Genomic DNA, 12,827 nt, shown 5'->3' with positions numbered 1-12,827 from the left:
ATATGTCTTAATTAATTAAGGTTATCGCTATTTAAGAATTGCTCGACGAATTCTGACGTTGGCCCGTTACGGTCAGCAACGTGCCATGAGCGGAAGTTTAGGTAAGGTGCCCGACCGTCTCTTGTTCGGCGATTCTGTTGAAAAACTCCCCAACTTAAACGGCGCCATGGTAAAATATGCCTATATCATTTATGGGTTATGGGTGCCAAGATGATGGGTCAGCAACCAAGCGGTCAGGATAGATTGTTCTACTCCTTCAATCTCGAAGACCACATTCCACAAAACCATCTTTTACGAGGCATTGATCGCTGCCTCGATCTGAGCGAGCTGCGCCAGCAATTGGCGGACTACTACAGTCATACCGGGCGCCCCTCGATTGACCCAGAATTGATGATTCGCATGCTGATTATTGGTTACAGCTACGGCATCCGTTCCGAACGCCGCCTGTGCGAAGAAGTGCATCTAAACCTAGCCTACCGCTGGTTCTGCCGCCTCGGCCTGGAAGATGTGGTGCCAGAGCACTCCACTTTCTCCAAGAATCGTCATGGACGATTCCGTGAGAGCGGCGTCTTCCGTTGGGTATTTGATGAAGTTGTTCGCCGCTGCATCGCAGCAGGCCTAGTCAAGGGCGAGGGGTTCGCGGTGGATGCGAGTCTGGTGGCTGCCAATGCGAGCCACCAGCACAGTGTCCAGGTGGGCGAGCATTGCGACTGGACCGATCCGGAGATCAACACGCGTGCCATGCGCGAGTATCTGGCAGCTCTGGATGACGAGGCGGCCGCTGCCCCAGTGACCCGCAAGATTTCATTGAGCGACCCACAGTCACGTTGGACGGCAGCGACCGGGGGCATTGCATACTTTGCCTATTCGACCAACTACCTCATCGATACCGCTCACGGTGTAATACTCGACGTGGAGGCGACGCCGGCTCACCGCACGGCGGAGGTCGAATCTACCAAGGTCATGGTGGATCGCGTCGAGGAACGTTTTGATCTGAAGCCTGAGCGCCTCATCGCGGATACGGCTTATGGATCGGCGCCCATGCTGGGCTGGATGGTCGAGGAGAAATCCATCGAGCCACATATTCCGGTTTGGGACAAGACTGAACGCAAGGATGGCACCTTCCAGCGTGATGCTTTCCAGTGGGATGATGAGGCCAATGAATACCGTTGTCCGGTCGGCAAGGCACTCCGCAGCGAATGGCGCCCATTCAAAACTCCTCGCACGCACGTTACCAAAGCCGACACTATCATCTATCGGTCAAGCGAGCGCGACTGCGCAGCGTGTCCGATGAAAGCCGATTGTTGTCCGAACATGACGTTTCGCAAGATAACCCGCAGTATCCATGAAGCTGCCCGCGACGTGGCACGCTACATTACCACGACCCCGGAATATCAACGATCACGCTGCGAACGCAAAAAGGTTGAGATGCTCTTCGCGCATCTCAAGTCTATCCTCAAGTTGGATCGCCTACGGTTGCACGGACTCAGCGGTGCCGGTGACGAATTTACACTTGCCGCTGCCGTGCAAAATATGCGGCGTATGGCCAAGCTCATCGCGCAAGGACCACCAATTAACGGGATAGGTGCGCCTGCTTGAGGCAAAAACCTACTAATTAACCTGCAAACCGGGCATCAGGACCTGGTTGCGGCCACCGAAAGGTAGAAAATCTTGGTTCTACACCTACAATCCGAACATCACGTCGGCGGAAACAACGAGTTTTTCAACAGAATCCGGCCTAAGCCGACCTTCACAGGTAAAGTCGGTAGTTCTGTTATGCGCGGATTAGCTGTCGTTAGTCGTTATGAGTGAACCACTTACATCTACAGCGCTCTCTTGGTTGCTTGGTATCACATGAAAACTGAAAATTTAAAGCCCTCAGATTGGCCTATTCATATATGGCAAGCATTGAATTAAGTTCTTTAGAGACACGATCAACTAGGGAGGGTGGTGCAATTACTTTGACCCCAGCTCCATATTTCATGATGTCCATCAGTAGCTCGGTGGCCTTGCTGTAGGGAATTTTAAGCTCATAGCAGCCACCAACCAAAAATCGTCCTTTTTGTTCGGGATGCCAACTTTCAGTAGATACCCATCGGGAAATTTCCGGAGTGAAATGTAGCGTGGCCCATTGTGTGGCTTTCCCAGAGAATATCCCGTAGCCAGATCCCAATATTTCATTCAGCTTCTTCTCGCTTATATCCTTTGCCTTAGCAGCTAATAATTCAACGCAACGAATAGAGTCAATCGAGAAACTACGAAGGTCATTTCGCAGATGACACCAGCCATCTAGATACCAATTGCCTCGGTAGTTAATTAGACGTTGTGGTGAAAGCTCTCTTTGTGTGGTCTGATTTGTTCCGCGAGCGTAATATTCGATGCGCAATCTTCTTCGTTTCAGCAGGGCGGAACCAACTGCTTCGAAATGTTCGAGTTGAACACGGCGAACATTCATCATTTCGATCCGTACACGCTTTTGAATTTCTTCAATAGAATTGTCGGCAACACCCAGCAAGGCAGTAAGGCGTGAGAGAAGAGGTTTGATATGCCCCCCGAGTAGGCCGCCAGTATCAAGATTTGACAGCAGATGGTACGTAGTCAACAGAGCATGGATTTCCTCTGCCGAAAACCACAGGCCGGGAAGTTCAAATTTGGAGGTCTGATCTTGTTTTTCATATCGATACCCCCCTAATTCTTTGTCGAAAATAATTGGGGCCTGCATTCTGTCCCGCAGAATAGACAGATCACGCTTAAGCGTGGCGAGAGAAACCTCCAACCTTTCCAACAACTGTGGGATTGTCACAAAACGACGCTCAGCCAGCATCTGATCAATTAGGTATATTCGATCATTCATTCCCATGATTTTCCCCTGATCCAAGCTCATCCGGTGAGCTTGGAGTGTGGCAGACTTCGATATATGGCTCAAGTAGCCTTTTTGGCAAGGAGAATCGAATGGCATTCAATAAGACAGAACTCAATAAAATTTATGATCGGACGTCTGGCGGTTGCCACATTTGTCATAAGAAATTGGCATTTAAAAACTATGGGACTGTTGGCGCACGTGCTGCTTGGGAGGTAGAGCACTCCATTCCACAAGCTAAAGGCGGTACCGATCATTTAAATAACTTATATCCAGCTTGCATCAGTTGCAATCGCTCCAAGGGGGCTTCAAGCACTGCCTCAGCCCGATCAAAGCACGGTAAGTCACGTGCACCTCTTTCAGGAGATAAGAGAAAAAAGGCAAGAGCCGGAAATACACTTGCCGGAGGCGCACTCGGTGCGATGGTTGGCTCTATAGGAGGACCTGTTGGCACATTTATCGGGGCGTGTCTTGGCGCGAGCTTTGGGCATAGCCATGATCCAGATAAATGAAATGGTGATTTCATCAAACCATGTAGATTTGTTCATTGGCGATACGATACGGCCACTTTTGGTCACGTATAATGCAATTGTCAGTTTTTTGTTTAATTATTAGGAGATTTTCACATGAACCATCCTAAGAAATATGAGTTGTTTGTAGACGGCGATAAATATGAATGGGAAAAGAGCGCAATTTCAGGCGCTGAGCTGCGTGTATTAGCCGGTATTCCTGATAGCGCTGAAATATTTTTGAAGGTTCCCGGCAAGCCGGACGATGTAGTAACAAATGACACCGTTGTAGACCTTGATAAGCATCATGGACCAGCTAAGTTCTCTACTCAATCGCCAGGCTCACAGGCCGGTTAGTAGCTATGTCTCTGCTGTTTGACGATGACTACGTAAACCTCAGGGAGCGCGGGATCACCTACGAAGAGAGCGAACCGCAGCGTTTTTTTATTTTTACGCATTTCACACTGCCCGAGAGCCTATACACAGTAGCCTCATGTGACGTCTTGGTTGTCATTCCTCCAAACTACAATCAGGATGGAAATGACATGTTTTGGACGTTTCCGAGGCTGTATCGAGCGGATGGCAAGCCGATACCAGCAGTTCTGGATCCTGCTGGAGGCGACAACCGAATTTTAAATGGTAAAGAGTACTGCAGGTGGTCTCGTCACTGGCAGTCAGGTCCAGGGATGTGGCGTCCCGGCAGGGACGACATCATTTCAATTTATCGCCGGATTGTTTGGGCGTTGCAGAAACCGGATTGTCAATGAATAAACCCCGAATCACATTGCTGGCTTCACATGAGAGGGAGTTGCTTGGGCACCTCCAATCGCATCCACAAGGCCATGAAATGGCGGCGGTCGTTCTATTTCGTCGGTTATCTCACCTGACACCTGGATTGGCAGAATCCGATCGTTACATCGCCGTTAGAGTGATACCCTTTGAAAATGATTGGGTAACTAGTAGTTCAGATACGCATATCAGCTTCGAGTTGAAATATCTTCGCGATTTGTTTCGACAGTCCGAAGAGGAATCGCTTGTATTTGGTTTTGTACACAATCATCCAGGCGGTTACCCAGATTTTTCGCACGTCGACGATGACAACGAGCGCACGCTATTACGTGCGCTCACGAATCGCAACGGCAAAGATATACACTTTGTGGCAATGTTGTGGACCAACAATGCATGGAAAGCAAGAATCCGATATGGTCAACAACCTGAGTCGGTGCAGAAGGTCAGACATATCCTTGTGCATGGTCGTCCGCTCAAGTTATATGAGTATGAGAAAACAGAATTTGCGGATGAGGACATTAGTGCCCGCCATGCCGCTGCATTTGGCCAGCCTTTTGTAGACAAGCTTAAATCTTTGAGAGTAGGTATCGTTGGGGCGGGTGGGACAGGAAGTCCCACTGCACTGCTGCTTGCGCGCGCCGGCGTCGGTGAATTGGTGGTAATCGACAACGATAAACTGGAGAGAAGCAATTTAAACCGTGTAAGAGGTGCGGGGCTTGATGATGTCGGAAAGAACAAGGCGCAAATCCTCAAAGATTTTATTGCACTTTTAAAATTACCCACAAACGTGGCAGCCCTCGAATCTCTGATTGATCAAGATCCAGCCGCTCTTGATGCGCTTGCAAGTTGTGACGTCATTTTTGGTTGCACCGACGACCAAATAGGCCGCGAGATACTGAATACAGCCTTGTATGCTTATGCCCAACCATATATCGATATGGGACTTGGTGGTCAGATTGCGGAAGACGCGGAAGGGCACCCATATTTAAGGTATCACCATGGGAGGATAAGTACGATTCTTCCAGAAAGCGGTGAGTGCCTGTTTTGCCAAGGGGTCATCAAGGATGTATGGATTCGGCATCAATACGCGTTGCGGCAGAACCCTAACCTCGCCGCAGAGGAAGCGCGAGAGCGGTATTTGGTTGGAGGTGGAGAACAAGCTCCCGGCGTTGGTCCTTTCACCAGCGCGATTGCGGATTACGGTGTGGCAACTCTGTTTGACCTGATTAAACCATTCCGAAAGCTTCCGGGTGAATTGCGTAGTGATTTCTTTACCGTGGATTTTGTAAAAATGGAATTTCAGAGCCGCTCCGAAAGGAACGATACAGCCTGTGTTTATTGCCAGCAAAAAGCGTATTTGGTTGTTCAAGAGAAATATCGCCTAAACCGTCCAATTCTGGGGAAACCAAATGTCGCACTTTGACAAGCTACTGGTATGGCTGAAGCTTTTTGATCACGATAAGAAGTCGCGTGATTGGTTTGAACGTCAGCCGTTACCGCCGGTAACCTTTCCTGGAATCCGAACTATAGAAAAGCCGCCACGTAATGAAGAAGTAGAAAAAAGTACTCTATATTTTGTGGCAGCAGCAAATAAGCCGAAGTGGGTTCTCTTTCGTTGCCCTTGCGGTTGTAATAGCGTCATTACACTGTCTCTGCAGCAGGTACATAGGCCGCACTGGACGTTAAGAGCAAGCCAGGATAATCGGCCTGTTCTGTATCCATCCGTGTGGAGAGATGTCGGTTGTAAGAGTCATTTCTGGATAATGGATGGGCGTGTTTACTGGTGCGGTGATACCGGAACACCGCCATTCTTAAATCGGTAAGTCAATTGAAATAAAGGCCTAAGTAATTTCAGGGGAGGGATATGATCACTGGTGAAAATGAAAAGCCGGAATTGATAATTGGGCTAGTTGGTCCAGCGGGAGTCCGGCTTGGTGATGTCTCAGAGGTATTGATTGAGTATCTCAAATTATTTAGCTATTCAGCCGAAAGCATCCGCGTATCAAAGTTATTGGAACATTATCACGGTTATGATAAGAGCAAGATTGGGGACGATGAAGGGGGGCGAATAATTTATTGTCAAGACGTAGCGCTAGATTTTAGGCGAGAACTAAAAGAAGGTGCAGCACCAGCGTTAGCGGCTATCGCCGAAATTCGAAGAATTAGGGCGGCAGCATCAGGTAGCCCAGATCGCCCAAGAATTGCACATGCGTATATCCTGGACCAACTGAAACATCCGAGAGAGGTGGAGTTGCTCCGACAAGTTTACGGTTCAGCATTCGTGCTTATTGCAGGCCATGAACCAAAAACGAAGCGGGGAGAAAGTCTCGCTAAACGGTGCGCACCTGATCCCACTAAAAGTAAAAACTCCCATTATGTCGGGCTGGCAGTGAAGATCATCGAGGACGATGAGAATCAGTCGGTCGATCCGAAATTCGGGCAGAACACAAGAGACACCTATCCGCTGGCAGATTTTTTTATTGACCTCACCAATGAGGGTGGCGAAAAGGCAGTAGAAAGATTCGTTAGACTGCTATTTGGCCATCCTTTTGAAACGCCCTATCAACGCGAATATGCGATGCACCAAGCATGGTCAGCATCGCTTCGGTCATCGGATTACAACAGGCAGGTCGGTGCAGTAATAGTGAAACATGAGTATGAGCCAAGAAGTCCGGCGTTAAGGGATTTGAGTATTGTTGCAACTGGAATGAATGAAATCCCTCGCGCTGGAGGCGGACTATATTGGCGAGATGTGTCCGGCGACCCGAGAGATCAAGCCCTAGAAGAAAAAGGTGACGACCGAGCAAAAGATATAAAAACGTCTGTACTTACAGAACTCTTGGGTCGCATCGAGAGCGCAGGTTTGCTTAAGGAAGGTGGAAAACAAACAGACGACATCGCGAAGGAATTGCTGAAAAAATTAGACGGAACGCAATTCATGAATATTGGCGAGTTTTCACGACCAGTTCATGCGGAGATGGCTGCGCTGATAGATAGCGCACGACGGGGCGTTGCCGTACAGGATTTTTCCATGTATGTAACCACATTTCCTTGCCACAATTGTGCAAAACACATTATTGCGGCCGGCTTGAAGCAGGTTGTCTATTTGGAGCCGTATCCCAAAAGTAGAGCGCAATTCCTTCACAACGAGGAAATTGTATCGGAAGCTCCAGAAGGCGCGACTTACCAAGATAAAGTTGCGTTCATTGCTTACACCGGTGTTGCACCTCGCCAGTTCCAGCGTTTATTCAGCATGGACGCCAGAGGCAAGAAGCGCGGTATCTCGAAGAAAGAATGGGAGGAAAAAAAGAGCTTACTTCTGCCTCTTTATGTTATGGAGAATGTATCCGCTTCATATTTTCGAAACGAGCGCCATGTGCTGAAGAGTTTGCCAGAGAGCGTTTATAAATGGGACAAAAAGTCACTCTGTCCTGACTAGTATAGTTGACCTTAGGTACTGCAACTTCTAGCGCTGAGTCTGCTTATTAACGTGAAGCAGACATGATCTTTGAGTATTGGAAAAGTCCACTTAGGCCGAGAACCGGAAGGTCGCCGCGATCATCCGGATGATCTGGAGTTCGGCCAAAGCACTGACGTTGGACTCAGCCGGGAATCCGACTGCTTACGTCCAGTCATTTTTCTCACTCAATGGAAGACCTCGCGGTGCCAGCTTGGCATGGATTTCAGTGGCGAATACTTCAATCATATCGCACAGTGAACCTATTTCTTCCTTCGTTACAGAGATTGGATTCCCAGTCTTGTCGTGGCCGCTTCGATGAACAATATGATGGCGTTTGACGAGTGCTTCCTCAAATGGCTTGAAACTGGGGGGCTCTATGCCGAGTCCGGTTTTGAATAGCGGTGCAACTCTATCCCAGCGATGCCAGACGAGATTCTGTAAGTAACCCTTAACGTACTCCTTTAGGCCGGCATGTTGCTTGAAGATGTCACCGAGCTTCATCGGTTGATCTTTCAGCGCTGGGATTCGCGTCACGATATCGTGTAGAGCCCTTTCGTCATGCTCAACCCAGTAATCTACCGTCTCCCATAGGAAAGCCTCCAGAGCCGCGACAGTTCCACCGAAGACCAGCTTTTCAGCAAGTGACTTTGCAACCTCATCCCCTTCAAGGGTGAGAACTAGTCGGGCATGCTGCAAGCGTGCCTTGAGCTTGTCCAACGGTTCATTGCTGGTCAGAAGTTGAAGATCAAACCGCTCGTCGAAATCGAAATCACTGGGAAAATCATCGCGAATTGGGGCCCATTGGTTACCAACCTCAGTACATAAATCGTGGACGACCTCCTGAATAACATCGTCGTCAACAATACCGGCAAAACGGTGAGATATCTCATGAGCAGGATCGTAAGGACCTCCGTTAATGAAAAGATATCCGCCCTCACGACCGTTGTAGGGAGTCTCGATAGCTGGGTCACAGAAGCGTGCCAAAAACCATTCTCGCATCGCAATTCGTTGCTCTTCTTCATCTGCTGTCTCGAGCCAATGATCTTGAGGGTCAAATGGCCCATCAACATTAAATGGACTGAATGCCTCTGGCGGAAGATTGCCAAGTTCACTGTCGTCTATATGGTCGTTCCAACCCATTCATGATCTCCTACACGCAATAGAGAAAGGCCCAAAGTAAAAATTATTGCAGAGAAATATATGCACCAGGAATTACGTGGTGAGCATACTCTATGAACTGGCCCGGATGCGAGAGGCTTTAAGGCCCGTAATTTTGCAGTTGGTCCAAAAAGGAAGCATGTCGCTGCACTTTGTCACATCGATACTGTGTATTCCGATTAAACCTGCCGCTTAATATTATGTTCGGTGCCCAAGTGATGGAGTAGCAAAGACCGCAAAAAAGCTGACATACGTCAGGAATAGTAGATTGAATATTTTCGCACAAACAGTCACTTGATAAGTTTCTGTATTATTATGGCATATGCTAACAAGGTACTTCGGGGCGCCCATAATGAATCGTGCAGTTGTTGAATCCCATGTTCTAAGGATCTTAGTATCCAAGGCTGGGCGGCTGGGTGATTAATATGAGCTTACATGAGCTGCCTTTTGCCAAAATTATTATCCTTCGAGAAGATATTGCTGAAGTCATGATTAATGATGGCGTTGAAATGGACGTAAATATGGTGGGTCAATACCATGACTTTTTGCTGTCGCATTTACGAGCCCCATTTTCGTTACTCGTTAATAAGGTTAACTCCTACACATATAATTTCGATGCCCAACAAAAGTTGGCTACTCTGAAAGAAATAAATGTAATGGCCGTGGTTGCTTACAATCGGGCGACAATACTTTCCACGGAAACATTGGCCTCATATCCACGGGATGAGAGATGGAATCTGAAAGTCTTTTTGAATCGAAGCGATGCCATGGCTTGGTTGTTATCGAAGCAAGGCGTTTGATCCATTGCTAGCACCTATGCCCGGCTTACCGGGCAACAGGACACCCGGTAAGTGGGCGCTTTGCAACGTGATCCTTTGCGCGGGCGCCTGTTACATTTACATTAGATTCCATCAACAAGGAGCCTCAAATGGCAACATATCTCATTACCTATGATCTCAATCGGCCAGGGCAAAATTACAACGACCTGTTTGAGGCAATAAAAAAAATCGGCATTTGGTGGCACTGCCTAGATTCAACATGGATCGTGAAATCAAATCTCACGGCGGCTCAGGTGCGAGACTCGCTTACCCCGGCTATTGATAATAACGATTCATTACTTGTTGTCGTTTTGTCCGGTGTTGGAGCATGGACTGGGCTTGATGACGACTGTTCCAGTTGGCTTAAGAACAACTTGTAATTGTTTTCGCTGGTAACGACCATTACCCAACCCATCATTCCACTAGGCTAGCCTGGTATTAGGGCACGCCTCTTACCTTTTATCTTTATCGGCTGATCTTCTCGATTTTAGGAAGTCGCCCCAGCCCTTCTACCCTCAGGCAATATCCACCCGCGCCTTCAACTCTTTTCCTGGCTTGAAATGAGGCACGTACTTGGCTGGGACCGTTACTTTCTCTCCAGTCATGGGATTTCTACCTATTCTTGGATTGCGGTGGTTTAGCGCAAAAGAGCCAAAACCACGGATTTCTACACGCCTACCGTTGGCCATGGCATTTTTAATTTCATCCAAGATAAGTGTCACGGAAACTTCGGCATCTTGGGCTGTGAGAGTAGAGAATTGGTGAGAGAGGATGGCGATTAATTGTGAGCGGTTCATGCGAGTAATTGTAATGGTCTAAGGCTTGGCTTTCAAACGCCAGTGCGTTTTATGCGGGAAATGTGCCAGTGATGCCAGTGCCAAACCACGCTGCTACCGAATGTTAATGAAAGCTGCTGATGAAATAGGGGATTCCCCTATATGGATGTCAAGTATAAAAGAGTAGCGTACCCAAACATTGCTCTTGTCATGAGAGGAATACACAAAACCAAGAAAAACATAACCTAAACTGGAAGATCCCAATGCCAACCGCTCAAACCCTGTTTGTTGCAGCACCGCTGTTATCTGTCAGTGACGTAGCTTATCCACCTGATTGACAGTGGCGGTCGGCTCGACCCTCGACAACGAGCTGCTTTCATCAAGAACGACACCCCGCTGTACGATCCGCATGTTGTCGCGAATGGCGAACCCTTTGTCTGCTCTTGGTCTGGTCGTATGGGCGCTGGGGGACCAGATAAAAATGGAACCACAAAAATAAAATGAATGACATGAACACGATATTTGGTCGGGCAATGACTCCTCAGGAATATGCGCATGAATGGAAGGCCTCGGCTGAGAATTTTTCTGTGAATCGGCACTATGCCTGGATGGTTCAACAATTGGGTGACCAACCCTTGGTGCTGGAGGTGGGTTGCGGCTCAGGCGCCAGCACCTTGAGTTTGGTCCAAGCGGGCATGCGGGTGGTGTCTCTTGAGGATAACGAACACTTGGCGGCTATGGCCGTTGAGCACCTGAAAGCCAACGGGATTTCAGTCGAAGTGGTATCGCTTGAGGCATTTAATCACCTTGACCTAGTGGCAGACACGCAAGTGTTTATCGTTCAGGTGAATGTGTTTGACTTCAACTTGGCAACGAGTCTTCCACATCAAGCATTCGATGCACTCGTCTGCTGGATGATTGGATCAAGCCCAGGGGTCATTTCGGCCCAGTTGGGTAAGCAACTAAAAAGCTTCAATGGCAGCGAAATGCCATTCTATCGCGAGCAGGTGCATAAGCAATGCTATGAGATAGGGCGCTCTTGCCTTAAGCATGGCGGTACTGTCCAGATTGTGGATCGCATAGCTATGCGCTCATGGAGCGACAAAGACACTCTGCGCAGTCAGCTCGTTGAAAGTCATCGTGAATTGGCAGGAAATGGCTACGTAGTTACGAAAGAGGCAACTTTCCTCAAAAAAATGGAAGATAGTCTTCATACCTCCCATATTCATTATTTGACGTCAGCCGATATGGCTGCGGCCAAGGTTATAGCGCTTGGGTCTGCTAAGGCGGTTATCGATTGATCCAAGTCGTTGGTGGGGTCGGAATTATAAGGAATAGCCCGTGGGTTTCTATCTTCGTAAGAGCATTAGTGTTGGTCCTCTCCGCTTCAACCTTTCGAAGTCGGGTATCGGGGTTTCCGCAGGTGTAAAAGGGCTACGCTTCGGAGTCGGGCCGCGAGGCAACTATGTCCACATGGGTCGAGGTGGGTTATATTACAGAGCAACCATTCCGTCATCCTCTGCGCCTTCCGAGCAGCGACGCCAGCCTGCGCAGCGACTTGACCCTCAAATCCCACCGGGAACACATGCGCCGCTCGAAGAAATCGAGTCGGCAGACGTTGCCCAAATCGTTGACTCTTCCTCGCGTGAGCTTTTGAATGAACTGAACCAAAAGCAAAAGACCACACGGCTTTGGCCTATCGTGGCTGTGGCCTCAGTGGCGGTTCTTATCGTTGGGTTGTCGTCGGGGTGGCCGAATTGGTTATTGGTGCTACTTTTCCTGGGGGGTATTGTGGGCACATACGTTGCTCATGGTCGAGATGCCCTTGCCAAAACGGTCGTACTTTTCTATGACTTCGATCCCGAGATGGAAAATGCCTATGGACAGCTTCACAGTTGCGCCGGACGGTTGGCTGATTGCGCAGCGGCATGGCATATCGAGGCTGAGGGGAAGGTTCATGATCGAAAGTATCACGCTGGTGCGAGCAACCTCGTTAGCCGAAAGCAAACGTTTGTTCGCAAGGTAGAACCACCCTACGTCAAGACCAACATCGAAACCATAGCCATTGGGGTTGGTCGCCAAACGCTGCACTTCTTTCCAGACCGCGTCCTCATCTACGATCAAAACGGCGTTGGCGCCGTCGGCTATCAGGAGCTCCGCGTCAATGTTGGAACAAGGAGGTTCATCGAGAGTGATTCCGTTCCAAGGGACGCAAAGGTTGTGGATAGGACGTGGAAGTATGTCAACAAGTCTGGAGGGCCGGATCGCCGGTTCAAGGACAACAAAGAGCTACCTATCTGCTTATATGAGGAGATTTCTTTATCCAGTCAAACCGGGCTAAACGAGGTGTTGCAAGTTTCGCAGTGTGGCGGCGGTGAGAGCTTCGCAGCAGCGATTGCCTTGTTGGGTCAGAAAATCTCCCAGGAGGGTGGCGGCTCTATCTCTGTGGCATAATTC

The 12,827-nt window shown here is 48.8% G+C and carries 14 protein-coding genes; 11 read left to right on the top strand and 3 right to left on the bottom strand.

Annotated features, from left to right (window positions below):
* Positions 1–210 precede the first annotated feature (210 nt).
* A complete protein-coding gene (locus SCD_RS00640) occupies positions 211–1,599 on the top strand; it encodes an IS1182 family transposase (protein WP_041673562.1) in 1,389 nt (462 codons plus the stop codon).
* Positions 1,600–1,888: 289 nt separating this feature from the next.
* On the opposite strand, the gene SCD_RS00635 is transcribed toward SCD_RS00640, so the two are convergent.
* Positions 1,889–2,860, bottom strand: a complete 972-nt coding sequence (locus SCD_RS00635) for a helix-turn-helix transcriptional regulator (protein WP_009207076.1) — start codon at positions 2,858–2,860, stop codon at positions 1,889–1,891.
* A gap of 92 nt (positions 2,861–2,952) precedes the next feature.
* Between SCD_RS00635 and SCD_RS16000 the strand changes: the two genes are divergently transcribed.
* The 6 genes from SCD_RS16000 (at position 2,953) to SCD_RS00610 (ending at position 7,597) form a co-directional block, all read left to right on the top strand.
* Positions 2,953–3,372: an HNH endonuclease gene (locus SCD_RS16000; protein WP_009207077.1), complete on the top strand. Its 420-nt coding sequence runs from the start codon at positions 2,953–2,955 to the stop codon at positions 3,370–3,372.
* Between the two features lie 114 nt (positions 3,373–3,486).
* Positions 3,487–3,726: a multiubiquitin domain-containing protein gene (locus SCD_RS00625; protein ID WP_009207078.1), complete on the top strand. Its 240-nt coding sequence runs from the start codon at positions 3,487–3,489 to the stop codon at positions 3,724–3,726.
* Between the two features lie 5 nt (positions 3,727–3,731).
* Complete coding sequence (locus SCD_RS00620; protein WP_009207079.1) at positions 3,732–4,136, top strand: E2/UBC family protein; 405 nt, start codon at positions 3,732–3,734, stop codon at positions 4,134–4,136.
* Positions 4,133–5,581, top strand: coding sequence for a ThiF family adenylyltransferase (locus SCD_RS00615; RefSeq protein WP_009207080.1), 1,449 nt, complete (start codon positions 4,133–4,135; stop codon positions 5,579–5,581). Before SCD_RS00620 ends, SCD_RS00615 begins: the two co-directional genes overlap by 4 nt.
* Positions 5,568–5,981, top strand: coding sequence for a DUF6527 family protein (locus SCD_RS17070; protein WP_408645520.1), 414 nt, complete (start codon positions 5,568–5,570; stop codon positions 5,979–5,981). Before SCD_RS00615 ends, SCD_RS17070 begins: the two co-directional genes overlap by 14 nt.
* A 41-nt stretch (positions 5,982–6,022) precedes the next feature.
* A complete protein-coding gene (locus SCD_RS00610) occupies positions 6,023–7,597 on the top strand; it encodes an anti-phage dCTP deaminase (protein WP_009207081.1) in 1,575 nt (524 codons plus the stop codon).
* Between the two features lie 183 nt (positions 7,598–7,780).
* Here the strand turns inward: SCD_RS00610 and SCD_RS00605 are convergent, their stop codons facing one another.
* Entirely contained in the window at positions 7,781–8,758 is a 978-nt protein-coding gene (locus tag SCD_RS00605; RefSeq protein WP_009207083.1) for a hypothetical protein, read from the bottom strand.
* A 443-nt stretch (positions 8,759–9,201) separates the two neighbouring features.
* On the opposite strand from SCD_RS00605, the gene SCD_RS00600 reads away from it, so the two are divergent.
* Positions 9,202–9,576: a hypothetical protein gene (locus tag SCD_RS00600; RefSeq protein WP_009207084.1), complete on the top strand. Its 375-nt coding sequence runs from the start codon at positions 9,202–9,204 to the stop codon at positions 9,574–9,576.
* A gap of 128 nt (positions 9,577–9,704) precedes the next feature.
* Complete coding sequence (locus SCD_RS00595; RefSeq protein WP_009207085.1) at positions 9,705–9,974, top strand: hypothetical protein; 270 nt, start codon at positions 9,705–9,707, stop codon at positions 9,972–9,974.
* 135 nt (positions 9,975–10,109) lie between these two features.
* Here SCD_RS00595 and SCD_RS00590 read toward each other — a convergent pair whose 3' ends face one another.
* A complete protein-coding gene (locus tag SCD_RS00590; RefSeq protein ID WP_009207086.1) occupies positions 10,110–10,391 on the bottom strand; it encodes an integration host factor subunit beta in 282 nt (93 codons plus the stop codon).
* 479 nt (positions 10,392–10,870) lie between these two features.
* Here SCD_RS00590 and SCD_RS00585 point away from each other — a divergent pair, with 479 nt between their 5' ends.
* Positions 10,871–11,671, top strand: coding sequence for a class I SAM-dependent methyltransferase (locus tag SCD_RS00585; RefSeq protein ID WP_009207087.1), 801 nt, complete (start codon positions 10,871–10,873; stop codon positions 11,669–11,671).
* 40 nt (positions 11,672–11,711) lie between these two features.
* Complete coding sequence (locus tag SCD_RS00580; RefSeq protein WP_009207088.1) at positions 11,712–12,824, top strand: DUF4236 domain-containing protein; 1,113 nt, start codon at positions 11,712–11,714, stop codon at positions 12,822–12,824.
* Positions 12,825–12,827 lie beyond the last annotated feature (3 nt).

Source organism: Sulfuricella denitrificans skB26, assembly GCF_000297055.2.
GTDB lineage: Bacteria > Pseudomonadota > Gammaproteobacteria > Burkholderiales > Sulfuricellaceae > Sulfuricella > Sulfuricella denitrificans.
The sequence above is the reverse complement of the archived record's forward strand: the minus strand, read 5'-3'. Positions and strand labels throughout refer to the sequence as shown.